Below are 25,070 nucleotides of genomic sequence, written 5' to 3'. Positions count from 1 at the left end.
TTCGTCACCCTGGAGCGCGATCAACCATCGCGCGCGTTTAATCTTGTCGGAGCGCGACTAACGGGTCGACTCGCGTAGCACGACGCGCAGGGATGATGCACGCCGCGAGCGCGACGACGAGAATGAATCCGCCCACGGACGCAAACGTCAGCGGATCGGCGGGACTCACTCCAAAGAGAAGCGTCGACGCGAGACGCGTCAGGGCGATCGCGCCAATCATTCCGAGCACCAGTCCCGTCCCAGCGAGCGCCATTCCCTGACCGAGCACCATGCTGAGAACGCCGCGGTGGTCGGCGCCGAGCGCCATGCGAATCCCGATTTCGCGTCGGCGCTCGGTGACGGAGTAGGCGAGCACTCCGTATGTACCGAGCGCGGCGAGCGCGAGTGCTACACTCGCGAAGACGCCGAGGAGTTGCGCGAGAAAACGAGGACGGCTCACGGCGTCGGAGAATACATCGTCCATGCTTCGCAGGCGAACAATCGGCAGCGACGCGTCGAGCGACGCGACGGCGCCGCGAATGGCCGGAGCAAGCGTCGCCGTCGCAAGCGGTGATCGAATAACCACGTTCATGTTGCGCGGCGCCGAGCCGAAATACACTGGCAGTTGCGGATAGCTGAAGTACAGCTCGGTGCCGGTTTTTGCATCGACGCCGCCCTGCTTCACGTCCTTGAGCACACCAACGATCGTGAACCATGTCTGACCACCGGACGGTTTGATACGCCGTCCGATTGGATTGCTCGTCGGGTAAAAGAGTTTGGCGAGCGTTTGATTGACCATCACCACCGCAGGCGCGCCCTGAACGTCAGTGGGCGTAAAACCTCGGCCCGCGAGCACGGGTATGCCCATCGTCGCGACGTAGTTCGGCGTCACGTACTGGTAGTAGTCGATGTTCTGCGCAGGTGAAGTCGGCGTACGCTCGATGCCTTCGAAGTCCGTGTCGTTCGCGTTGACCTGACGCATTGGCGGCAGCCCGCTCATCTCCGCCACAGCTTGTACGCCGGGTATTGCGCCGAGCTTTGCGCTGAGGTTGTCGAAGAACGCGACGCGGCGCGTGCTGTCGGCGTACTGCTGCGCGGGCAACACGATGTTGAACGTCGTCATCTTCGCGCGATCAAAGCCGGAGTCGACGCTCATCAGATTCCAGAAGCTGCGTATCAGGAGTCCGGCGCCCACGACGAGCATCACGGCAAGTGCGACCTCCGCCACTGCGAGCCCGCGTCGCACACGGTTGCGCGTCGTCGTCGCAGTGGTGCGGCTCCCGCCGTCGCGCAGCGCAAGTCCGACACTGTGCGCGCTGAGGTGCAGTAGCGGTGCGAGGCCGAACAGTACTCCGGTGCCTACGGCGAGGAAGAGCGTGAATGCCAACACTGCTCCGTCCAGCTCCACGGACGCGGAGCGCGGAATCGTTCCCGCATTCGACGCAACGAGCACCTTGAGCCCAAGCTTGGCAAGCGCGAGTCCGACCACAGCGCCGGCAATCGACAGCACGAGACCTTCGGCGATGAACTGTCGCAGCAGTCGAGAGCGACCAGCACCGAGCGCGGCACGCACCGCAATCTCCTTGTGTCGTGACTCGGCGCGCATGAGCAGCAGGTTCGCCATGTTCGCGCACGCGATGAGCAGTACGAGTGCGACCGCGGCTTGTAGCACCCACAGTGCAGTGCGTACGCTGCCTACGACGTCCGTCTGCAGGTCATCGAAGCGAAGCGGATGATCTTTGACATTTGGTGTGTGAATGAAGCCCTGCTGTCCCGGGCGTGCATCGATGGTCGCACCGTTTGCCGCAGGCCACTGTGTGAGCAGCGAATTGAGCTCCGCTTTTGCTTGCCGCAGCGTGACGCCGGGCTTCATGCGTCCGACGAGATACAGATAGTGGCTCGAACGGCCCTGGACGCGTTGCGCGGGATCGAGTTGCAACGGCGACCAGATTCGCACGCGCTGATCGTGAACGTCGAAGCCCGGCGGCATCACGCCGACCACGGTTCGTTTGGTGGCGTCGATGGTGATTTGCTTTCCGACGATCGCTGGATCGCTCGCGAATGCCGACTCCCACAGTTCGCTCGAGAGTACGACGGTCGGTGCGGCGTTCGGCAGCGTTTCCTCTTGACTGAAGGTGCGGCCGAGGCGCGGTTGCACACCGAGTGCGCTGAATAGGCTCGCGGACACTTGCGCTGCCGTTTCGCGCGACGGTTTGCCGTCGGCCTCGATGTTCAGCGCACCGACCGTATACGCCCCGATTGCCGAGAACGACCGATTGCGCTCGCTGAGCTCGAGGAATTCTGGCGGCGACATCCAGAATTGGTTGAACCCGAGACTGGGGAATTGGCTCGTGATGAACACGAGCTGTTCGGGATGCGGGTATCCGAGCGGCCGCAGAATGACGCCGTTGACGACGCTGAAGATCGCGGTGTTGGCGCCGATGCCGAGTGCGAGTGTGAGCACGGCGATGAGCGCAAAGCCGGGAACGCGGCGCAGGCCGCGAATCGCGTAGCGAAGGTCCTGGAGGATGAGCGACATGTCGGCGACCGGGTTGGGGCTCCATCAATGTTGATTTTTCAGCACAATCGCGCAAGTCGGCTCACAAGATCCTTACGAGGCGAATGGCGGCCTACGGCTCTTTCGTCCAGCGGGACGTGATCTTCTTCGCCTCGTCGCCTGGCACCCAGACCACGAGGACCTTGGCTCCGGCGGGGCCGGTCTTATGGCGGACTTTGTCGGGTGCTTTGACGTAGCCGGCCATCCCCGGCGTGAGGATTTGGCTTTTTCCGTTGACGAAGTGCTCGAGCTGTCCGGAGATCACGTAGAGGATTTCGATCGACCCGTGAACGTGGTCGCCCGAGTCGACGTTCGGGGGGAACGTGATTTCACCGACGGAGACCTCGGGGCCGACGTTCGCATCGTCGAGAATGAGATGCAGCGTCGTTCCATTCGGCGAGCGATACGTCGCGCCCTGTTTTTCCGGAGTACCCTGCGCCCGCGCAGACAGGGCAGTGCAGAGGCAGAATACAGCGGCGAGTTTGAGGGCACGGGCGCGCATGACGGCTCCGGTTGGCGGCAGGCGACAGTATGCGAGGTCGAGGCATCGAGAACAAGCGCGTTGCAACTCGCGCGGCGTGGGGTCTGGCATGAGTCGCACGATCCAGCCAGCTTGGATCTTATGACGACTCCTCCTTCGACTCTCCGAGAATACGACGTCAGCGCTCGCTCGACTGACGTCTTTGGTCGTGTGCTCTGCGGCGCGCGTGACCACCACTATGTCATCGACGGCCCGGTCCAGAACGACTGTCCGGGTGAAGAGATCACTCCGGCCGAAGCGTTTCTATCGGGCGTGGCCGCGTGTGGCGTGGAGCTGATGCACGTGATCGCGCGCGACCAGAAGATCGCGCTCCAACGCGTGGTCATCAAAATCCACGGCATCGTCGATCGGGCGAATCAGCGCCGCGACGACGTGACGACGTTCAATTCGGTGCGCCTCGATGTAACGCTTTGGGGCGTGAATGCTACCGATGCGGGCGCTGTCGTGGACGGGTTCAAGCGACGCTGCCCGCTGTTCGGCACAGTGTCCGTGGCGACGCCTGATGTTCAGGTCCATTTCGAGGTCGCGTAACTGCAATTGACACACAGGACGCGAAACTGCAGTTGACCGCAGAGAACGCGGAACTGCGATTGACCACAGAGGGCGCGTAACTGCGATTGACCACAGAGGGCGCGTAACTGCAATTGACCACAGAGGACGCAGAGGTCGCGGAGGAAAACCTCTGTGTCCTCTGTGCTCTCTGTGGTCCAAGAATGACGATCGAAGGAGATCGTCGTGTCCTTCGTGACCTTCGTGGCTCAGTCAGTCCTCCGCGTGCTCCGAGATTCAATGAGCACTGCCCATTTACCACGAAGGACACGAAGGTCACGAAGCGAGCTACCGGTAACCTTCGTTGGTCACATCGGAACTGCTGCGAACCGCAGACGACGCGGAGTCACAGAGGGTGCCTCGTGCTTCTGTGTGCTGCAGGCGACCGCTCAGCGGTTCGCGCCTAGCCAGACTTTCGGGTCTTCCATTCCGAGGACCCACACGGAGTAGCCGCGGAGCTTGTACTTCCGCACGAGCTCCAGCTTTGCGTTGAAAGCCCGGGCGTCCTCGATCCACATCAGTTCATTCGTGCCGGCATTCGACCAGATGGCGAAGGATGCCTTCTCTCGATCATCCCACGTCGGCGTCAACGAATATTGCGCGACGAGCTCGCTCGCCTTCGCGAACGAAATATCCTTGCCGCGCACCTGTGCACCCGACTTCTTCGTGTATGTCGGATACCACCAATCCGAATACGACGGAATACCGAGCGAGACCTTCTCCGGTGGGACGCCCGTCGAGAGAATGAACTTGACCGCATCTTCCATCCATGTGAAGCCGGCGACCGGACCAGGCGTCGAACCGCCGGTGTGCTGCGCATACGTCATGTACGAAAGAAAATCCAGCGACTCGGCGAGCGCTTTGTAGTCGTAGACCCCACGCCAGTTTTCGTACATCCAGCGGTGATAGTTCGTCGGGCCGGGCTCGTCGCTGGTGCGGGGAACGACCGCCGCCGAAATCATACAGTTGATGGCGTGTAGCGCGGTGGCTGATTCGCGGACAAAGTCGGTGAACGCCTTCTTGTCGGCAACATTGACATTCTCGAGGTCGAACTGAAGACCATCGAAATGGTTGTCGCGACAGAGCGACACGAGGCTCGCGACGGCGCGCTTCCGCGCCTCGGGCACTGTGAGAATCCGGTGAATGAGCGGCTGGTCGAAGCCGGGATTCATCACCAGCGGAACGAGCTTCACCTTCGCTTCGCGCGCCTTTGCCACGATGCGCGGGTCGACATGGCCATGAATACCGCCGTCCTTGTCAAAGGCGAACACCTGCGGCGAAATGACCGAAATGTGGTCCGCGTGCGCAAGAAAGCTCTGTGTGCTCTGCTCGCTACCAACGGAGTACCACAACGCCTCCAGCTGCTGAGCGTGCGCCACGCGCGAGACGAGTAGCATGGACGCAACGAGAGCGACAGAGTGGAGGCGTGGGCGCATGATCCGTTACGGTGCTGGAGTGGCTGCGGCTGCGTTCTTGGTCAGGACGTAGAAATTCGGATCGACCTTTACTGAATCGGTCGCGGCGACTTTGCCCGGCCAGACCTTCCAGGCTTCGGTCGGCGTGATCCACTCGAGTTTGCCCGAGCCGATCGTCGCGCGGACTGGCATCGCAAATCCCGGAACGACTTTGGTCCAACGATAGGACAACTTGTCGCCATCGATCTTGTATTCGAGAACTGGAACGTCAGGCGTCGTCAGATACTGCTGGAAGATCTTGCTAAAATCCTTGCCGGCGGCGCGGTTGATGTACGACTCGATCTGATCGGCCGTGACGGTCTGATGGTAGAATGTCGAGTTGAGTCCGCGAAGAATGCCGCGCCACTTCTCGTCGTTGTCGACTAGTTGGCGGAGCATGTGGATCATGCTGCCGCCCTTGTAGTACATGTCGCCCGATCCTTCATTGTTCACGCCATACGTGCCGATGATTGGCGCGTCGTTCCGGATGTTCCTGCGGCTACCAATGATGTACTCGGCGCCGGCTTCCTTTCCGTCCTGGCACTCCGTATAGATCCCTTCCGAGTAATTCGTGAAGCTCTCGTGGATCCACATGTCAGCGGCGTCCTTGGCCGTGATGTTATTGCCGAACCACTCGTGGCCGCTCTCGTGCACGATGATGAAATCCCATTTCATCCCGAGTCCCGTGCCCGAGAGGTCCCGCCCGAGATAGCCATTCTTGTATTTGTTGCCGTACGCAACGCCGCTCTGATGCTCCATGCCCAGGTGGGGTGCTTCGATCAGCTTGTAGCCATCCTTGTACCACGGATACGGGCCGAACCAGTGCTCGAAGCATTTGAGCATCGACAGGGCTTGCTTGAACTGCACGCGCGCGGTGTCGGCGTGATAGGCGAGCGGCCAGAAGTCGACGGTGAGCTTGCCCTTTTCGCCATTGAACACGTCGCTGAAGTGCGCGTAATGGCCCGCGTTCACTTCGATACTATAGTTGTTGATTGGCTCGCTCACGAACCATTCGAAGGTCGTGGTGCCATCGGCGTTGTGCGTCGTGCTCCGAAGACGACCATTCGAGATGTCTGTCATGGAGTCGGGGACCGTGATCGCGACTCGCTGGCTATCGGGCTCGTCCGACAGAATATCCTTGTTCGGCCACCACACACTCGCGCCCAATCCTTCGTTGGCGGTCGAGACCCAGGTGTTACCGAGGCTGTCGGTCCGCCAGATGAAGCCGCCGTCCCAGGGTGGGTTCTTCGCCGCTTTCGGCTTTCCGTGGTAGTAAACCGTGATCGTCTTCTTCGATTGCGCCGGCTGCGCCGCGACCAGCGACACGAAGAACGCATTGCCATCGCGTCGATACTTCAGCGTTTTGCCATCCTGGATGATGCTGTCGGCCTCGAGCGGCGTTTGCAGGTCGAGCTGCATCTCCTTGGCCGGCTTCAGCACCCGATAGGTGATCGCGTTGTAGCCGCGAATACTGCTATCGGCCGGCGTGACGGTGACGTGTAAATCGTAAAAGCTCGCGTCCCACCACGACCGGCCGGGGCCGTTGCTGCCGCGCAGCGTGTCCGCGTGGGTGAACTCGGCGCGCTTCCGCTGTGCGGAGGCGGTATGAGCGGCGGTGCCCGAGACGAGCACGGTGAGACCAACGGCGATAGCGATTCGACGCATGGGCCTTTTCGGTTTCAGAAGGACGTCAACAATCTATTAGAATCGCGCTTTGTCTGGGTCCGTTGACCCGTCGGTGCGGCGGCCATACGTTCGGAAAAGCCCGTCGTCGACCTCTACGCTCCGAAACGATGCAAATTCGCGCAGCCGGCCATCTCGTTCGCGTCGCATCCGCCGCTGGATTGATCCTCATGGCGACCCGGGCCTCGGCCCAGCGCGCCACGGCTGACGGGCCAGCGTCGCTCTCGCCGCTCAAGGTCGTCGATACGAGCTTCATGAATCGAAAGGTGAGTGCCTGCACGGACTTCTTCGACTTCGCGAACGGCGGGTGGTTTGCCCGGGACACGATACCGGCGGCGTACTCGACATCGGGGGTCGCGCGCGACATGACCGATCGAAACCAACTCGCGGTGCGATCGGTCCTCGACGATGCGATGGCTAAGCGGAAAGCGCTTCCGGCTGACAACACAACGCACAAGCTTGGCACCTTTTACGCCTCGTGCATGGATTCGGCGGCGGTAGAGAAGGCTGGCGCCACCCCGCTCAAGGCGACGCTGACCGCGATCGACGCCGTGAATTCGCGCGGCGCATTGCTCGATGAAATCGCGCGGTTGCAAGTGTATGGGGTGAACGTCGCGTTCTCGTACGGCGCGAGCGTCGACGCGCACGATGCAGCGCACTATCTCGGCGAATTCGATCGCGGCGGGCTGGGGCTTCCCGATCGCGACTACTACATCAAGACCGACCCGTCGTCCGACTCGCTGCGCAAGGCGTACGTCGAGCATATCACGAAGATGCTGACGCTCGCCGGCGACAACGCTGCGTCGGCGCGCACGAGCGCGGGGAAGATCCTGCGTCTCGAGACCGAATTGGCGAAAGCGCAGCTCGAGCGAGTGGCACGCCGCGATCCCTCGGCAACGGATCATCCGATGACGCTCGCCAAGTTCCGCGAACTCGCGCCGAACGTCGACTGGACAACCTACCTTCGCGACGTCGGACTCACCGGCCCGCTCGCGAAGGTGAATGTGGCAGAGCCGGCGTTCTACAAGCGACTCAACGATCTGATCGTGCAAACGCCAGTCGAGGATTGGCGCGCATATCTCCGGTATCACACCGTCAGCGACGCCGCGCCGTGGCTCAGCAGTGCGTTCGTCCAGGAGAGCTTCGACTTCAATCGGCGCTTCAGCGGCGCAAAGTCGCTGTTGCCGCGATGGAAGCGTTGCCTTCAGGCGACCGATGGACTGATCGGCGAAGCACTCGGGCAAGCGTACGTCGCAAAGACCTTTCCGCCGTCGGCGAGAACGCGGGCGAAGGCACTCATCGACGACATCCGGGCCGCGTTCGGCGAACGAGTTCGTAAACTCGATTGGATGTCTGAGGCGACGAAGAAGCAGGCGCTGAACAAGCTCGCGCTCATGCGTGAGAAGGTCGGCTATCCTGATACATGGCGCGACTACTCCAAACTCGAAACGACCGACGGGCCATTCGTCGACAATGTCTGGCGCGCGAATGCGTTCGAGTGGAAGCGGACGGTGAATCGTCCCGGCACGAACGTCGACCTAACGGAATGGGAGATGACCGTGCCGACGGTCAACGCCTATTACAACGGTACGAAGAACGAGATGGTGTTCCCGTCTGGCGCGCTCGCGCCCCAGACCTTCGACCCGAACGCGGACGACGGCGCGAACTACGGATCGCTTGGGGGGAGTTGGGCCGGGCACGAGTTGACGCACGGCTTCGACGACGAGGGTCGTCACTACGACGCCAGAGGAAACTTGCGCGATTGGTGGCTGCCGTCGGACTCGGTGCACTTCACGAAGGAAGCCAATAAGGTCGTGCAGCAGTTCAACGGCTTCATTCAGGTCGACACCATGCACGTCAACGGCAAGCTCACGCTCGGCGAGAACATTGCCGACTATGGCGGACTGCTCACGGCTTACGACGCGCTGCAGCTCGCGTTGAAGCGAAACGGGCGGCCGAAGTTGATCGAGGGATTTACGCCGGAGCAGCGCTTCTTCATTGCCTACGCACAGAGTTGGCGCACACACGTTCGACCCGAGGCGCTGAAGAGTCGCGTCACGGTCGACCCGCATGCGCCCGAGCGATGGCGAGCGAATGCACCACTGTCGAACATGCCCTCGTTCGCCGCGGCGTTCGGGTGCAAGCCGAGCGATCCGATGGTTCGGGCAGCAGCGCTCGTCCCGCACATCTGGTGAGCGCGTGAGTCAATGGAGAGTGCTGACGAGAGCGATGTTGCTCGTCTGCTGTGTGTCGACGCCGAGCATTGCGCAGCGCTTCCGCGTGATCGTGGGTGTTGCTGGCACAACCAAACGGTCGGTCGTCGAGTTTCGTCCGTGCGTGCCGGCTGAAACGAGCGATTGTGGAGCGTGGCTCGATCGCGTCGTGGATGCGGCGACGGATTCGAGCTATGGGCGTGGTCCGCTCGCGGTGCGACGGACGCTCACGTCGGCCGGAACACGCGTGTCGATCATCAACCGCTCCGTGGCGGTAACGCCACCGAACAAGTCGAGAGCGATCGCAGTGAAGGGAATTCACGGATCGCCCAAGGCGCTCGCCGACGCCGGCGATGGCGCATCGGTATTCGTCGTGTCCGACCCAAGGTCTGCCGGCGAATCACCCGAGGTATGCCTCATCGACCTGCGCTTCAACGAGGTCGTCGCGCGCCTGAAACTCGACGCGTCGACCGCGGGGATCGAAATGGCGCGTCGCTGAGGTCTGAATCACTCCGCTGTCGAAGGAGGAAGGGTCGTGATTGTCGAAATGCAGTTGGCACCGCTCGTACCGCTCCTGCTGTTGCCGTTTGTCCTGATTTTCTTCATTGTCATCTTTCCCCTCTGGGGCGTTGCTCTTGGCGTGCTGGGGTTGTTGTTGCTCATCACGCGCGGACTTGATGCCGTCTTCAGAAGGGTTGGCGTCGGCGCGCTCTCCGGTACAGTCATCGGGCTGCGACGCGCATTGCGATGGGTGCTGACGTTCGGTGGATTCACTGAGCGCGGCAAAGCAAACAAGAACCCGAAGTAGCGCAGCAATCTTCCTTTGGTGAGGCGCACATGACTGGTCGTCGCTCGATCCTCGTCACTCTCGGCACGCTCATGGCCGCCGGCTCCGCTGCTGCACAATCGGCGTTGCCTGACTCACTCGCTCGTCGCGTCGATGCGGTGTTCGCCAAGTACACGCCCGCAGGGCCAGGCTGCGTTGTCGGCGTGTTTCAGAATGGGCGGATCAGCTACGCCAAAGGCTACGGCTTGGCGAACGTCGAGTTCGCGGCCCCCATTACGCCGCAGACGCCATTCATCACCGGCTCCCTCTCCAAGCAGTTCACGGCGGCATCGATTGCGCTGCTCGTCGAGCAGGGGCGACTTTCGCTCGATGATGACGTCCACAAGTACGTCCCCGAACTCGCCGACTACGGGAAGAAGATCACCGTGGGCGAACTCGTGCATCACACGAGTGGCATCCGGGACTTCTGGGCGCTCGTCGACGCGGCGGGAATGCGTCCGGATGACGGGTACACGGTCGCCGACATTCTCACGCTGGCCTCGCGACAGAAGCATCTGAACTTCGATCCCGGCGCCGAATACAACTACAGCAATACGGGCTACGTGTTGCTCGGCGTGATCGTGCAGCGCGTTACGGGCAAGACTCTCCGCCAATTCGCCGGCGAGCAGATCTTCACGCCCCTGAAGATGGCGAATTCGCACTTTCACGACGATCACAATCAGCCGGTGCGCGGTCGTGCTGCGGCGTACAGTCCGTCCACCGAGGCAACCGCCTTGAATGGCTGGAAGACGAACATCTGGAACAACGACATCGTCGGGCAGGGCGGCCTGATGACGACGATGGAGGATCTCCAGAAGTGGGATGAGAATTTCTATACAGGTGCAGTCGGCGGCAAAGGGTTTCTTGCGCGTCAGCTCGAGCGCGGCGTGTTGAACGACGGCAAGCAGATTGCTTACGCATTCGGTCTCGAGATCGGCGCCTATCGTGGCATTCCGATGGTCGAACACAGCGGCAGCACTGGCGGGTATCGAACCGACCTCACGCGCTTCCCGTCGCTGCACGCCAGCATCGCCACGATGTGTAACGTCAGCACTGCCGACGCGGTTGGCCTCGCACATCGAGCGGCGGATGTCGCGTTCGCCCCGCTGTTCAAGGAGCCGGTTCCACCGGCGACTACGCGAGCGGCCGCCGCACAGCAGGCCACACCCACGATCAACCTCACCGACGGCGAAGCTGCGTCGATGGCCGGACGGTACCACTCGGACGAACTGAACGCGGACTACGAGCTATCGCGCGCCGGAACGCGCGTTGTCCTCAAGCGCCCGCGCGCGACGCCCGATACGCTGCGCGCCACGGACCATCAGACGCTCCGCGGCACGGGTATCACGATCAAGTTCGTCGGCGCACCGTCAGCAAAGGCGGCGACGTTTACGGCAGAGAACGGACGCGCCCGCGGGCTGGAGTTCGTGCGCACGAGCACCGTGGTGAAATAATACTGCGACACTCGCCACCCCTTTCGTCGTGGCTTCCGGTGCGACGCGCGGCGGCTATCGATCCCGTGGAGGCGATGCGTCCGGAATACTCTGCGATCGGACGAACGCGACCAACCCGCCGGCTTGAAGAATGTCCGCCATCATCGCTGGTATCGGGGTCGCATCGACGGTGATGCCGCGTGTTCGGTTCACGACGCGCGCATTGCCGTCTCCGATCGCGATGTGCAGCTGGTCGCCCTCCGCGAAGCCACTCGTGTCGCACTCGACTGGTAGGAGGCCGTTATTCACGGCGTTGCGGAAGAACGTTCGCGAGAATGAGCGCGCAACCACGGCGTTGATTCCCGCCGCGAGAATGACCGTCGCCGCGATTTCCATGGCCGACCCGCAGCCAAAGTTGGTTCCGGCGACGAGGATGTCGCGCGGTTGAACGGTCGCGGCAAATGATGGATCGACGGTCTCGAGCAGGTACTGCTTGAGCACCTGCTCATCGAGCGTGGCTTGCTTTCGCGTGGACGCGATGATGTAGTCGGTGTTGATGTCGTCACCGACAACGCGAGCTCGGCCGTCGAGCTGAATCGCCATCAGCCGATGCTCCGCGGGTCTGTTATGCGGCCCGTCACTGCCGCAGCCGCACACGCGGCGGGCGACGCGAGGTAGATCGCCGCTGTGGCGTTGCCCATGCGCGCCTTGAAGTTCCGATTCGCGGTCGATAGCACGTTCATCCCGTCGCCGGGAATGGCGCCGCTCGTACCGCAACACGCGCCGCATCCTGGTGTGGTGACGATTGCGCCCATCGACGTGAGTTCGGCAAGCGAACCGTCCTCCATGAGTCGGAGATAGACGTCGCGCGACGCCGGCGTTGCAACGAGTTGCACACCAGACGCGATGCGACTACCGCCGCGGCGAAGAACGGCGAGCGCATCGTGGAAATCGGAGACGCGGCCCCCCGTGCACGTGCCGAGGAACACCATATGGATCGGCGTTCCGTTGACCGCGCCGAGTTCGACGACGTCGTTGGGTGAGTGCGGAATCGCGACGCGCGGGCCGAGCGAAGCGAGATCGATGACGATTTCACGACTGAAAATCGCGTCAGCGTCGCTCGAGACGGCGCCGTCGAGCACATTCCGCGCAAGGTACGTCTCAGTCGCGGCGTCGACCTCGAATAGCGCTGCCTTCGCTCCTGCCTCGACCGCGAGATTCGAGAGCACGAAACGCTCATCCACCGAGAGTGCTGCGACGCCTGGACCCGTGAACTCCAGCGATCGATAGTTCGCGCCCTCGGCGCCGAGGATGGCGATCAGTGCGAGCGCCACGTCCTTGGCCGCAACATACGACGGACGTTCGCCAACGAGTCGAACGCGGATCGTCTCGGGAACGCGAAGCCAGATCTGTCCCGTGATCAGCGCCGCCGCGAGGTCAGACGAACCCACACCGGTTGCGAAGACGTTCAACGCGCCGCACGTCACGGTATGACTGTCCGCGCCAATCACCAGATCGCCCGGGCGCACTCGCCCGCGCTCGGCGATGATCTGATGGCTGATCCCTTCGCCCACGCCGAACACTTCGGCGCCGTGCTGCTTGGCGAAGGCGCGGACCTGATCGTGAAACGCGGCTGTCTTCGGCGTCGACGGTGGAGAGTAGTGATCGAGCGAGAAGACGACACGTGTTGGGTCGAAAAGTCGCTCGCCGCCCATTCGCTCGAAGTACGCGATTGTCATTGGCGACGACGCGTCTGTTCCGACAACGAGGTCGACGGCGCAAACGACGATGTCACCGGCGCGTGCATCGGTGCCGGATTTCGCCGAGAGAATCTTCTCGCTGATCGTTTTTCCGACCGTCATCCGACGAACACCCGCTCGCGTGGCTCGGGGTACTCGAACTGTCCACCAGGTTCGGCCGGGTTGCGTCGCTCGCTGCGGGCGATCCACGCGGCGCCGATCAAATTGCCAATCGTGTTCACCGCTGTGCGGCACATGTCGAGTGGTCGATCGACGGCAGCGACGAGCGCGATGCCGGCGGCGGCGCGAGGACCGAGGCCAATGGCGTTGAGAACGATGAGGGTCGTGATCAATGAGCTGCCTGGAACACCGGTGCCAGCAAACGCGGCGAGCGTCGATGTTGCGGCAACGGTGAGCATCGTGCCCGCAGTCATCGGCACACCGTAGATCTGCGCGAGGAATACGGCGGTGACTGCCTTGTATGCCGCCGCGCCATTCTTGTTCAGTGAAGCTCCGGCCGGCAAGACGAAGCCAACGACATCGCCACGAATCCCCAGCCGATCGCGGGCCGCCGCCATGCTCACCGGAAGCGCGGCATTCGAAGACGCCGTCGAGAACGCGAGCAACAGTGCGTCGCTGACGGACGCGAAGAAGCGTCGAATCGAGTGTTGCGCGCCGAGCTTGAGTGCAGGGAGCAGAACCAACGCAACGTGAACGGCCAGCGCGATTACGACGACGACTGTAAACGTCGCGAGTTGAGTCAACAGCGCCATTCCCGATCGCGCGACCGTGACGGCGATGAGCACGAACACACCAACGGGTGCGAGCTTCATCAACCACGCGATGACGATTGCCGACAGTTCGTTCACGCCACTGAAGAAGCCAACGACGCTGTCTCGTGCGGGTCCCGTTGCAACGGTGGCAGCGGCCGCAAAGATGCACACGGCGATGATCAGCGGGAGCAGATCTCCAGATGCCGCCGAAGCGATTGGATTCTGTGGGATCATTCCGACGAGCGTTTGAATGAACGTCGGTGGAGGCGTGCTCGGCAACGAGGCCGCGGCACCGAGCAGTGTATCGCGATCTACCTGCGGAAGTCCCGCGCCGACGTGTGCGACGCTGGCGACGAGCAGACCAATGATCGCGGCGAGCACCGTGGTGCCGACGAAATAGCCGAGTGTCTTGCCGCCGATGCGGCCGAGCGAGCGCACGTCGCCGAGCGATGCGACGCCGACGAACACGCTGGCGATCACTAGGGGGACGACAACCATTGTGATGAGCCGAATGAACACGACGCCGATCGGCTCGAGCGCGATGATGCCGGAACGCAAAGCGCCCAACGATTCGAGACGAGAAACTGCCCCGACGGCGATTCCCGCACCGAATGCGGCGAGAATCTTCGTCTCGAGCTTCACTGCGCGGCGGGGGCCTGTGCGGCGCGGAGCGCGTCGCGCACCGCATCCAACGTGCGATCGACGTCAGCCATGCGAATGTCGCCCATGTGGCCGATGCGAAAGCCCGTTTGCTCGTATGGTCCGAGGCCCGCCGCGGTGAGCACCCCAGCGGCCTTGATCGAATCGCGGAACGGTTTCGGCGCGATGCCACGCGGTAGTGCAATCGCGGTGAGCGTCGCCGAACGTCGAACGTGGGCCGGACACTGTAGCGTGAGACCCACCGCGTTGATGCGCTGTCGGGTGCGTTCGGCCATCGCCTGATGTCGAGCCCACACTTGCTCCACACCTTCTTCGTGAATCATGCGCAGCGCTTCGGCCCCTTGCAGGACGAGATGGACGGGTGTTGTGCCTGGCGTTTCGGGTTTTGCCTTGGAGATGGAATCGCGAATGTCCGTGAAGTTCCAGTAGTTCTTTGGCAGGCGCGAGGTGGTGGTCACCTTCCATGCGCGATCGCTCATGGCGACCCAGGCGAGACCGGGGCTCGACATCAGGCACTTCTGCGACGCCGTCACGGCGACGTCGACCTCCCATTCGTCGAACGAGAAGGGCATTCCGCCGAGCGACGAGACTGCGTCGACGAGCGTGAGGACGCCGTGCGATCGCGCGATGCGTGCGATACCGGCGACATCGTTGGCGACGCCAGTCGATGTATCGCCGTAGGCAACGGTGACCGCACGAATGCGCGGATGAAGGTCGAGCAACGAACGCAGCTCGACAGAATCGGCGTCGTGCTCCCAGTTCGTCGAGAAGCGATGGACGCGAAGGCCGTACGACTCGGCAAATCCAGCCCACATCTCGCCGAACTTGCCGTTGCAGCACATCGCAATCTCGTCGCCAGCGGAGAAGAGATTGCAAATCGTCGCTTCGAGCGCGCCGCGCCCGGTCGTGTGCACGGGCATCGGCTTGGTGCGCGTCCCGAACACGGGCCCGAGTAGTTCGATCGCCTCGGCGAGTTCGCGCGAGAATTCGGGTGTGCGGTGATGAATCATCGGCCGCGCGCCGGCACGGAGCACGCGCTCGGGAACGCGCGTCGGCCCCGGCGTCATGAGGAGGAGCGACGCGTCCTCGCTCACTCGATCACTCCCTTCTTGCGCAGTGCGTCGTCGATTTCCGCTTTGTACAACACGCCGCTCTTGATCTCGGCTATGCGTGCTGTTTCTCGCGACATCAGCGCGGCAACGAGATCGAGCACCTCGCGCGCCGACTCGCGCGACACCACGGCGAGTCCGTCGTCGTCGCCCACGATGATGTCGCCCGGCATGACGACGGTATTGCCGCAGGCAATCGGCACGTTGATCTCGCCCGGACCGTCCTTGTCACACCCGCCCGGGCTCACGCTGCGACTGAACGCTGGGAATCCGAGTTTCGTGATTCCGTCCACGTCGCGAATGGCGCCATCGACCACGATGCCGCCGAGTTTTTTCGCGGCAGCAGTGTGGCACATCAGCTCACCAAAGACGGCGCTCGTAATGTTTCCGCATGTGGACACGACGACGATGTCGCCTGGTTCTGCGACAGCGAGCGCCTTGTGCACCATGAGATTGTCGGCGGGGCGGCACAGCACGGTGACCGCGCGTCCGCAGAGCGGAAGCTTGGACCGCGATTGCATGCCGGGGTCCATGAAGCCGAAACGCCCCATCGCGTCGGCGATGTTCGGACTGGCGAGCCCGCGGAAGCGTTCGACGAGATCGTCGTCGAGTCGCGGCGGGGCAGGAAGGACGCGAAAACCGATTTTACCGGGTGCGGCGGTGGCAGGCATGCGGTCGGCGGAGAGCGTGAGCGTCGAATGTACTCGCACGAATCCGCCGCCGCATCAACTACGGCGCGATCAGCCCTTCAATTTGTGCCAGTCCGCGAGCGCGGCGGCTTCCTGCTCCGGCTTGATGGCGAAACGCGGATTGTCACGACGCGCCTGCGGAACCGTCGGCCACCAGGCGAGCGTATCGCGCACCGTCGTTGCCAACGGACGGAACGTGAGGCCGGCGGCGATGGCCTTGGCGTTGTTCACCGACATCATTCCGTAGTCATTGCCCTTGAGCATCGCCCACGGAATCGCCTCGTCGATTTTGTGCGCGGCGAGAAAATCGTAGTCGTCGACATAGGTAAAGTTCACCTTCGCGTCGAGCGCCTTCGCGGCCGCCGGATAGAAGTCGTGCGCGGTGAGCACATCCTTCGGCCCAGCGACGTTGTAGATCCCGTGCTTCTTGTCCTCGAGCAGACGCACCATGAACTCGGCGAGGTCGCGCACGTCGACGATCTGCATCGGATCGTCGCGCTTGCCCGGCGCGAGCACTTCGCCGCCGCGCGCGAGGCGCACAGGCCAGTAGGGAAAGCGATCTGTCGTGTCGCCCGGTCCGACGATGTACGTGGGTCGCACGACGACGCCTCGGTCGCCGAACGTCTGCATCACCTGTCGCTCGCACTGCGCCTTCGACGCGCCAAAGGTCGCCGAACCGTCCTTGGGATCGATTGGCTCATAGAGCACCGGCGTATTCTCGTCGGCGCCGCGCTTGAGGTACGGATAGAACACCCCCGTCGACGACGTGAAGAGATACGAGCCGACGTTGGGCTTGAGCAGCTCCGTGGACTGACGCACCCAATCAGGATTGGTGGCCGAGTCGTCGACGACGGCGTCCCACTTCTTTCCCTCGAGTGCGGCGAGCTGGCCATTTCGATCGCCCTGCAGATAGACGACCTCAGGCGGCAGCTCGGCCTGGTGTCGACCGCGTGTGAACACGGTGACCTTATGGCCGCGCGAAACGGCGTAGCGCACGAGGTGCGGTCCAATGAATCCCGTACCGCCGAGAACCAGCAGGTTCAGCGACGCGCGGGGAGCGGCGGCGGCGAGCTTGGGCAGGCCGCCGACGAGAACGGCGCTGCCGGCCACGGCGGACGTCTTGAGAAAATCGCGGCGAGTGGGCATGCCGGAATCTATGAATAGCGTGCACAGAGTTCTGTAAGGCTTTGATTGGGGTGTCGCGGGCGGGTTGACGCGCACCGCGCGATGTGCAACTATACCGCACGACGGTATATCGCCCAACGCCATAGACTCGGAATCCGCGTGATCGACCGAAACTCGTCCGCGCCGCTCTCGACACAGGTTTTCCAGATTCTTCTGTCGCTCGTCGACGAGGATCTCCACGGCTATGCCATCATTCAAGACGTGGCCGAGCGTACGGGCGGGGACGTCACGCTTACGGCGAGCACGCTGTATGCGGCGATCAAACGCCTGCTCGACGCGAACTGGATCGAGGAGTGTCGCCAACGTCCGCGCGTGAACGACGACGCGCGTCGGCGTTACTACCACCTCACTCCGGTCGGACGGCAGGCCGCGCGCACTGAAGCTCTGCGGCTCGAACGATTGGCCGGGATGGCCCGTGCGAAAAAACTCATTCCGTCGAAGCAGTCACCGTGAGCGCGTCGAAGCGATCGCGTCATGAATCAATGGTTGTTCGCGCCTATCGCGCGTGCATCGTGCTATTGCTGCCGTCGGGCTTTGTCGACGCACTAGCCGACGACATGATCGCGGTGTTCGCGGACCTCGAGCGCACGGCACGGGCGTACGGCGGAATGCGCGGCCGATTTGCTGCGTGGCGCACGCTCATCAGTGAACTCCCCGGCCTCTGTCGCCTCGCCGTTCGCGAGCGACGAACGCTTCGCACGATGCGCGCTCACAGTGCGTCGACCCAGTTGGAGGAAAACATGTTCGACTCGCTCCGGCAGGACCTCAGCTTTGCCTTTCGCTCGCTGCGTCGTGCGCCAGCGTTTACCGCCATCGCGCTTCTCACACTGGCACTCGGCGTCGGCGCCAACGCGGCGATCTTCAGTGTCGTCAACGCAGTTCTGCTGACGCCGCTCAAATTGCGCGAGCCCGATCGTCTCGTCGCGATCAACGAGCGCGCCAAGGAATCCGCGGCGAACTCGATCAACTCCACGTCGCCTGGAAGTTTCTTCGATTGGCAGTCGCACTCGACGGCGCTTCGAATCGCCGGGTTCTACGGCAGTTCGGGAGTCGTCACGAATCGTGGCGAGCCTCAGCAATTCACTGGCGTAACGACCGTCGGTGGATTGCTCGACGTCGCCGGAGTGCAGCCCCTATTCGGCCGATTGCTGTCGCCGGCGGATGAAGATCCTGCCGCGCCACGCACGATCGTGCTCAGCTTCGACGCGTGGCATCGCCTGTACGGCGATGACCGCGCCGTCCTCGGCACTACTCTGAATCTGAACGGCGTGCCGCGCACGATCGTCGGCGTCATGCCGGCGGGGTTCAGCTATCCCGGCGCGCCGATCGATTTCTGGGCCCCGTCAAACTTCAGCGCTACGTTCCGCGCCAATCGCGATCAGTACTTCATCCAGGTCATTGGACGACTCGCGAAGGGTGCGACGATCGAACGGGCCAGCGCCGAGATGGCGACGGTGGGCGCGCTGCTGGCGCGCGATTGGCCGAAGTACAATCAGGGAACTCGTATCGTCGTTCAGCCGTTGCAGGAGACGATCGTCGGGAACGTGCGACGCCAGTTAGTCGTCATCATGGGGGCCGTCGCGTTCGTCCTGCTCATTGCGTGTGCGAACCTCGGAAATCTGTTGTTGGCGCGAGCATCGGTGCGCCGCAGAGAGATCGCTGTTCGAAAAGCGCTCGGCGCTGGTCGTGCACGCGTGGTGAGACAGCTTCTCACAGAGAGCGTCGTTCTCGCTGTCGCCGGGGGAGCGCTCGGGCTGCTCGTCGGCCGAGTGTTTTTGCGGCTACTCCTTTCGGCGCAGGTCACGACGAATCTGCCGCGCGCGGATGAGATCTCGCTCGACGGTCGCGTCGTTGCGTTCACGCTCGTCGTCTCGGTCATTGCTGGGCTGTTCTTCGGCAGCGTACCTGCGTGGAGTCTAGCCCGCGGCGGTTCAACGGAGGCGCTGCGTGACGGCGCACGCGGAAGCGGCGGGCATCAGTGGGCGCGCAGTGCGCTGGTCGTCACGGAGCTCGCACTGGCAATGGTGTTGTTGATCGGCACCGGACTACTCCTGCGGAGCTTCGATCTACTGCAGCGCGTGAATCCGGGAGTGAGGACCGATCACGTGCTCACCTTTTCGGTTTCGCCGCAGAAGCGCGACGGTACGCTGTTCGGCCCAGCGCTCGACCAAATCCGAGCACTACCCGGTGTCGTGAGCGCAGCGGTGACGTCGAATCTGCCGATCGCCGGGCGCGGCACTGGTGCGTGGTACAATCGGATCGACCGGCCACTCCCTGACAACGTGCAGCCGACTGGAGAAGCCTATCGCATCGTCACGCCTGAATATTTCACGACGATCGGCCTGTCACTCAAAGCCGGACGATTCCTCGATGCGAGTGATCGCAAAGAAGTGCCGGGGATCGTCGTCAACGAGGCGCTCGTCAAGAAGTACTATACCGGCGAGAATCCGCTTGGAAAGCTTGTGTACCTCGGCTCCCCTGACAGCCGGCTCATCGACAATGCGCCGATCGTCGGTGTGGTCGGTGATACGCGCGACGCGGGACTCGGCAGCGATCCGCTTCCAACCGTGTACATGCCGTTCGCTGCGCTACCCAAGTGGCCAGGTTTCTCATTCGTCGTGCGCACGAACGGTGATCCTCTCGCCGTCGCGGCCGCGTCGCGACGGATCATCCACGAACTCGACGCGACCGTTCCTGTTCGAAACGTTCAAACGATGGACGACGTGCTCAGTGCCGCCGTTGCACCGGCGCGCTGGTCGACGACGCTGCTCAGCGTCTTCGCTGGAGTCGCTCTCGTCATGGCGGTGCTCGGTGTCTTCGGTGTGCTCTCGTTCATCGTCACGCAACGCACGCGCGAACTCGGCATTCGCATCGCGCTCGGCGCCACATCGAGCGCCGTACAGCGCATGGTCGTTTGGCGCGGCCTCGTGCTGGTATTCGCCGGCCTCGGAGTTGGCCTCGTCGGCGCGTTGGCGTTGACGCGCTTCATGTCGACGCTGCTCTTCGGCGTGACGGCCACGGATCCGCTGACGTTCCTCGGCGTGGCAGCCTTGCTAGTGGCGAGTGCCGGCCTCGCGAGCTATCTGCCGGCCCGCCGCGCAACGCGTGTCGATCCGATCATGGCGTTGCGGACGGAGTAGTGACGGTGCTTTGTGCCTCAGACAGTGCGGACAGGATGGCCTGGTGTCGTTCAACTGCTTGGACACGAATGGCACGAATCTGAACGAATCTCACTGGCGAATAGCGACGTGCGTCGCCGCCTGATTCGCATCGATTCGATTCGTTTCAATTCCGCGTGATTCGTGTCAAAGCAGTTCTGTCTGAAGGCCTACCGAAACACGTAACTCGCCTTCATGAAGAACGAGTCGTTCGTGCGGCGCAGCTCGCGGAACGCCAGCGGATCCGTCTCGCTGAGGTTCCCGCCGTATCCGAGGAAGAACACGGTGCCGGGAAGCGGGCGATAGGAGAACAGCCAGTCGGTGCGCAGCGAGTTCGTCGCGGTTCGCGCTGCCGGTGAATACACCCCAGACGAATTCGTGAGCAGCACTTCGCCCGTGCGCGGATCGCGCAGCGGCTCGCGGAGATTGGCGGTGTACTGCGACACCACTCGCACGAAGATCGGTCGCGCAATCTGATATTCGATCTTCACGCGCGGAATCTTCGTGAACGTCGTGCGCCGATCATCGAGACGCCGAGTGAGCGTGCTGCTGACGTACGTTGCACCCACGCGCAGGCGCGAGCTCGGACGCAGATCGAGCGACGCATTGTAGTCGACGCGGTTCACGCGCGACGTCTCGAAGAAGTCGACGTCGGTGCCGAGCGTCGCGCCAACGGACGCCGCAAACTTGGGGAACTGCGGCGTCGACAGGCTGAATCCGCTCGTCAGCGTCTCGATTCGGTCGAGCGGCGTGAACGGAACCGGCGAGTTCCGGGTCACGCCCGGTGCAAGGTAGAGATTCGCGTAGTCCGACGGAGAGAACGCATACGTCGATAGACGGGGTGACAGGCCGACGCTCCATCCGCCGCGCATCGTCATCTGCAGCTGCGTTGACGCGTGATCTTCGAGCAGGCTCTTGGCCGAGAAGAAGTCGTCGTACTGCCACAGTCCATTGAGCGTTGCGAACACGTTGAACCGCTCGAACATTTCGCCCGGCTTACCGTACCAGGTGAATCGATTCGACGCGCTCGGCTGCACGTAGCCCGTACGCGGGACGAAACCGTTGTCGGCGCGGAAGTCAGGGTCGATGCCGATCACATTGTAGTGAAAGCCATAGGCGCGGCCCGTACCGTCGAGCACCGCCTCCCACATCGGGCCGGCCGTCGTCGTGCCGTTCACGCGTGTCATGCCTTCGACCGCCTGGAACTGCGCGAAATATTTTCCGCCGAACACGATCTTGGTGTCGCCGCCGATGACGCGATTCTCGCGGCCGCCACCAATACGATCGCTGTACAGAATGCCCGCTTGCGATTGTGCGCCGATGCTTTGACGCAGACGCACGATGTCGACGAGCGGACGGTCGCCATTTGTCGATGACTGACCCTCGTCGAACGCCGAGAGGACGGCGACGTCAGCGCCGCCGAGTTTACCTGTGAGCTTCACTGCGCCGTCGGGGCGCACGATCGCGCGCGTGTAGACGAGCGAGTTCGGCACATTGAACTGATCCGACCCTTCGACGAAGAACGGACGCTTCTCGGCGTAGAAGAGTGCGAAACGTTCGTCTGCGGCGATCTGCGTGGCGTCGGCTTCGACCTGCGAGAAATCGGGCTTCACCGTGCCATTGAGCACGAAGTTGCTACCCATCGCCCAGCGCACGTTCCCGCCGAGTTGCGGATTCGATTTGTACTTCCAACCGTCCAACGCCGTACCACAACACGCGGAACCACTCACGGTGTTCGTCGCTTCAGGATTGAGCTCGATGATCTGACCGTGGTGCATGCCGGAGAAATCGGTGAGCTGTCCGGCTTGCGAGATGAACGAAGCCGACGCGCGGATCGCGGGCGTCCACGTTTCCTCATAACCGCTGTGCTGCACGCGACGATCGATCTGGATGCCCCACGTCTGCGCCGACCCGACGCGATAGCGGAGGCTGCTGAACGGAATGCGAATCTCGACCTGATAGCCGCCTTCAGTGACGACACCCTTCGACTGCCAGATGAAGTCCGCGCTCAGGTCATTCTGGCCCGGCGCAACGTTTGCGCCCGGAATGAAGCCGCCGCCCTCGCTCTTCGTCCCGTCGGCCTGAACGCCGAGTGGGTTGACGATGAAGACCAGCGCGCGATTGCGTTCGTTGAACGTGTCGAGATGGATCTCGACGTTGTCGTCCATGCTGACGCGATCGCGGTCGGCAAAGGTGTACGTGACCGGGCCGTGTGGTTCGAAGGCGCGAATACCGAAGTAGATGGCGTTGGTCGAGTACCAGACGCGCACTTCGGTTGAATCCGGCGCCGGACGGCCGTCAGCGGGGGAGTAGAGCGAAAAACCCGTCAGGAGCGCGGCCTGCTGCCAGACCGGCTCGTCGAAGCGGCCGTCGATCGTGACGTCGGCTTCGATGCGAGGCGGGGCGAGCCGAGTATGTCCTTCGCGCCCGTGGTAGACCTGCGGGACTGTCGTCGCCAGCTGAAAGGCGGCGAGTGCAAGCGTAAACACTGCGGTGAGGCGGGAGGGTGGGTAGACAGCGAAAGGGGGATCGAGAAACGTAGCGCCCGGCATTGAACCGAGGCAGCCTGGACGAACGCCAAACCGCCGTTCACTGACGCGGCGCGGTTGCCGTCACGAGGACGTCGCCGCATGATAGTCCTCGCTGATTCCCCCACTCCGCGCGAGGTCCACGTGGTTTCACGTTCCTGGGTTCACGTGGCGATGATTGTGACCATCGCCACGCGGGCACTCTCTGCCCAGTCGGCCGACTTCAGTGTGAGGGATCGCTACACGAAATCCGAGCACATGGTCCCGATGCGAGATGGGGTCAAGCTCTTCACGATCGTGTACACGCCGAAGGATCAATCACAGAAGTACCCGATGCTGATGACGCGTACGGGCTACGGCATTCCGCCGTACGGCCCGGATAACTACGCCGCATCGATTGGCCCGAGCACAAACTTCGCGCGCGACGGCTACATCGTCGTCTATCAGGATGTGCGCGGCCGATTCAGATCCGAGGGCGAATTCATCCACCATCGGCCGGTCGAGAACAAAGCCGGCGTCGTGAACGAGAGCACCGACGCGTACGATACGATCGATTGGTTGGTCAAGAACGTCCCGAACAACAACGGCCGAGTTGGAGCGTGGGGGATCTCGTGGGCTGGTTGGGAGGTCGCGATGGCGATGATCAACGCGCATCCCGCGCTCAAGGCCGCGTCTCCGCAGGCGCCGCCCGAAGATCAATTCCTCGGCGACGACTACCACTCGGGCGGCGCGTTCGAGCTTGCGTACGGATTTTCCTGGATGTCGGGCAACGCGCAGCAGCGCAACGCGCCGACGGATCAGCCGTCGGGCCGATTCAACTACGGCACTCCGGACGGCTACGACTTCTTCATGAAGATGGGCGCGGCCGCAAATGCGTCGAAGTTGTTTACGACCAGCGTGCCGACGTGGGATCTCTTCATGGCGCACGGTACATACGACGAGTACTGGCAGGCGCGGAACGTTCCGAAGGACATGAAGAACATCACATTCCCAGTGCTCATCGTCGCGGGATGGTTCGACGACCAGGATTTCTACGGTCCGTTCCGCATGTTCAACGCGATCAACGAGCGGAACAAGACGAACAAGAGCACACTCGTTGTTGGACCGTGGACGCACGGCTCGTGGGCGCGCGGCGGCGGCGACAGCATCTATGCGATCCAGTTCGGGTCGAAGACGGGCGAGTACTATCGTGACAAGATCGAGCTGCCCTTCTTCAACTACTACCTAAAAGACAAGGGCGACTGGAACTCGGCGAAGGCAATCGTCTTCGAGACGGGCAAGAACGCATGGCGGACGTACGATCAGTGGCCGCCGAGGGAGACTGAAACGCGCAGCCTCTACCTTCAGGAGCGCGGGAAGCTGGCGTTCACACCGCCAGCCAAGGTCGAAACCCAGTTCGACGCGTACGTCAGCGATCCGAAAAAGCCCGTGCCGTACACGGCGCAGATTCGAACGAGCGAGGGAAATTTCTACACCGTCGAAGACCAGCGCTTTGCCGCGATCCGTCCCGACGTTCTCGTGTACGAGACAGAACCACTGACCGAAGAGCTGACGCTGTCAGGTCCAGTCCGCGCGATGCTCGACGTCTCGACTACAGGCACCGACGGAGACTGGATCGCGAAGCTGATCGACGTTTATCCGTCCGACGCGCCGGGCAACATGGGCGGCTATCAGATGTTGCTCACGGGCGACATTCTGCGCGGCAAGTTTCGCAAGAGCATGACGAAGCCCGAGGCCCTCGTGCCGGGACAGGTCGCGCATCTCGAGTTCGACATCGGCGACAAGAATCACACATTCCTGCCGGGCCACCGAATCATGGTTCAGATTCAGAGTTCGTGGTTCCCGATGTTCGACCGCAACCCACAGACGTTCGTCGACATCTATCACGCCAAAGACTCCGACTATCGCGCGGCGACACAGCGGGTGTACCGGTCGCCGGCGAATTCGTCGAAGATTCAGCTCACGGTGAAGAAAAAACCCGTGACCTGAGCGCG

The 25,070-nt window shown here is 62.6% G+C and carries 19 protein-coding genes; 8 read left to right on the top strand and 11 right to left on the bottom strand.

Annotation, left to right across the window (positions count from 1 at the left end; genetic code table 11):
* Positions 1-37: 37 nt before the first annotated feature.
* Both AC6H4Z_RS17490 and AC6H4Z_RS17485 read right to left on the bottom strand, forming a co-directional pair.
* A complete protein-coding gene (locus AC6H4Z_RS17490) occupies positions 38-2,518 on the bottom strand; it encodes an ABC transporter permease (protein WP_497543247.1) in 2,481 nt (826 codons plus the stop codon).
* 91 nt (positions 2,519-2,609) lie between these two features.
* Entirely contained in the window at positions 2,610-3,038 is a 429-nt protein-coding gene (locus AC6H4Z_RS17485) for a cupin domain-containing protein (protein ID WP_497543246.1), read from the bottom strand.
* 120 nt (positions 3,039-3,158) lie between these two features.
* Here AC6H4Z_RS17485 and AC6H4Z_RS17480 point away from each other — a divergent pair, with 120 nt between their 5' ends.
* Positions 3,159-3,608, top strand: coding sequence for an OsmC family protein (locus tag AC6H4Z_RS17480; protein WP_497543245.1), 450 nt, complete (start codon positions 3,159-3,161; stop codon positions 3,606-3,608).
* Between the two features lie 407 nt (positions 3,609-4,015).
* On the opposite strand, the gene AC6H4Z_RS17475 is transcribed toward AC6H4Z_RS17480, so the two are convergent.
* Both AC6H4Z_RS17475 and AC6H4Z_RS17470 read right to left on the bottom strand, forming a co-directional pair.
* On the bottom strand, positions 4,016-5,062 hold the full coding sequence (locus tag AC6H4Z_RS17475) for a glycosyl hydrolase family 18 protein (protein ID WP_497543244.1): 1,047 nt from the start codon (positions 5,060-5,062) through the stop codon (positions 4,016-4,018).
* A gap of 6 nt (positions 5,063-5,068) precedes the next feature.
* Positions 5,069-6,745 (bottom strand): M1 family metallopeptidase, encoded by a 1,677-nt coding sequence (locus AC6H4Z_RS17470; RefSeq protein ID WP_497543243.1) that lies wholly within the window; start codon positions 6,743-6,745, stop codon positions 5,069-5,071.
* Positions 6,746-6,873: 128 nt separating this feature from the next.
* On the opposite strand from AC6H4Z_RS17470, the gene AC6H4Z_RS17465 reads away from it, so the two are divergent.
* From AC6H4Z_RS17465 to AC6H4Z_RS17450, 4 genes are read left to right on the top strand one after another with little or no spacing between them, the layout of a single operon-like run.
* Positions 6,874-8,958 (top strand): M13 family metallopeptidase, encoded by a 2,085-nt coding sequence (locus AC6H4Z_RS17465; RefSeq protein ID WP_497543242.1) that lies wholly within the window; start codon positions 6,874-6,876, stop codon positions 8,956-8,958.
* Between the two features lie 4 nt (positions 8,959-8,962).
* Positions 8,963-9,475 carry a hypothetical protein gene (locus AC6H4Z_RS17460; protein ID WP_497543241.1) on the top strand — a complete coding sequence of 171 codons (513 nt, stop codon included), beginning with the start codon at positions 8,963-8,965 and terminating at the stop codon, positions 9,473-9,475.
* Between the two features lie 36 nt (positions 9,476-9,511).
* The gene (locus tag AC6H4Z_RS17455) at positions 9,512-9,784 is read left to right on the top strand and encodes a hypothetical protein (protein WP_497543240.1); all 273 of its coding nucleotides are present in this window, start codon (positions 9,512-9,514) and stop codon (positions 9,782-9,784) included.
* Between the two features lie 29 nt (positions 9,785-9,813).
* Positions 9,814-11,256 (top strand): serine hydrolase domain-containing protein, encoded by a 1,443-nt coding sequence (locus AC6H4Z_RS17450; RefSeq protein WP_497543239.1) that lies wholly within the window; start codon positions 9,814-9,816, stop codon positions 11,254-11,256.
* A 54-nt stretch (positions 11,257-11,310) separates the two neighbouring features.
* Here the strand turns inward: AC6H4Z_RS17450 and AC6H4Z_RS17445 are convergent, their stop codons facing one another.
* The 6 genes from AC6H4Z_RS17445 to AC6H4Z_RS17420 are packed head-to-tail and all read right to left on the bottom strand — an operon-like array spanning position 11,311 to position 17,351.
* Positions 11,311-11,838, bottom strand: coding sequence for a LeuD/DmdB family oxidoreductase small subunit (locus AC6H4Z_RS17445; RefSeq protein WP_497543238.1), 528 nt, complete (start codon positions 11,836-11,838; stop codon positions 11,311-11,313).
* Entirely contained in the window at positions 11,838-13,097 is a 1,260-nt protein-coding gene (locus tag AC6H4Z_RS17440; RefSeq protein WP_497543237.1) for an aconitase/3-isopropylmalate dehydratase large subunit family protein, read from the bottom strand. The genes AC6H4Z_RS17445 and AC6H4Z_RS17440 overlap by 1 nt, the downstream gene beginning before the upstream one ends.
* On the bottom strand, positions 13,094-14,389 hold the full coding sequence (locus tag AC6H4Z_RS17435) for a dicarboxylate/amino acid:cation symporter (protein ID WP_497543236.1): 1,296 nt from the start codon (positions 14,387-14,389) through the stop codon (positions 13,094-13,096). The genes AC6H4Z_RS17440 and AC6H4Z_RS17435 overlap by 4 nt, the downstream gene beginning before the upstream one ends.
* A complete protein-coding gene (locus tag AC6H4Z_RS17430) occupies positions 14,386-15,501 on the bottom strand; it encodes a pyridoxal-phosphate-dependent aminotransferase family protein (RefSeq protein WP_497543235.1) in 1,116 nt (371 codons plus the stop codon). The genes AC6H4Z_RS17435 and AC6H4Z_RS17430 overlap by 4 nt, the downstream gene beginning before the upstream one ends.
* Positions 15,498-16,226 (bottom strand): RraA family protein, encoded by a 729-nt coding sequence (locus AC6H4Z_RS17425; protein ID WP_497543234.1) that lies wholly within the window; start codon positions 16,224-16,226, stop codon positions 15,498-15,500. Before AC6H4Z_RS17425 ends, AC6H4Z_RS17430 begins: the two co-directional genes overlap by 4 nt.
* A gap of 30 nt (positions 16,227-16,256) precedes the next feature.
* Entirely contained in the window at positions 16,257-17,351 is a 1,095-nt protein-coding gene (locus tag AC6H4Z_RS17420) for an NAD-dependent epimerase/dehydratase family protein (RefSeq protein WP_497543233.1), read from the bottom strand.
* A 138-nt stretch (positions 17,352-17,489) separates the two neighbouring features.
* Here AC6H4Z_RS17420 and AC6H4Z_RS17415 point away from each other — a divergent pair, with 138 nt between their 5' ends.
* Both AC6H4Z_RS17415 and AC6H4Z_RS17410 read left to right on the top strand, forming a co-directional pair.
* Positions 17,490-17,843 (top strand): PadR family transcriptional regulator, encoded by a 354-nt coding sequence (locus AC6H4Z_RS17415; RefSeq protein WP_497543232.1) that lies wholly within the window; start codon positions 17,490-17,492, stop codon positions 17,841-17,843.
* Positions 17,844-17,872: 29 nt separating this feature from the next.
* Positions 17,873-20,530: an ABC transporter permease gene (locus AC6H4Z_RS17410; protein WP_497543231.1), complete on the top strand. Its 2,658-nt coding sequence runs from the start codon at positions 17,873-17,875 to the stop codon at positions 20,528-20,530.
* A 188-nt stretch (positions 20,531-20,718) separates the two neighbouring features.
* Here the strand turns inward: AC6H4Z_RS17410 and AC6H4Z_RS17405 are convergent, their stop codons facing one another.
* Complete coding sequence (locus AC6H4Z_RS17405) at positions 20,719-23,037, bottom strand: carbohydrate binding family 9 domain-containing protein (RefSeq protein ID WP_497543230.1); 2,319 nt, start codon at positions 23,035-23,037, stop codon at positions 20,719-20,721.
* A 213-nt stretch (positions 23,038-23,250) separates the two neighbouring features.
* On the opposite strand from AC6H4Z_RS17405, the gene AC6H4Z_RS17400 reads away from it, so the two are divergent.
* Positions 23,251-25,065, top strand: coding sequence for a CocE/NonD family hydrolase (locus AC6H4Z_RS17400; RefSeq protein ID WP_497543229.1), 1,815 nt, complete (start codon positions 23,251-23,253; stop codon positions 25,063-25,065).
* Positions 25,066-25,070: the final 5 nt, after the last annotated feature.

The organism is Leucogemmata humicola, assembly GCF_055379415.1.
The sequence above is the reverse complement of the archived record's forward strand: the minus strand, read 5'-3'. Positions and strand labels throughout refer to the sequence as shown.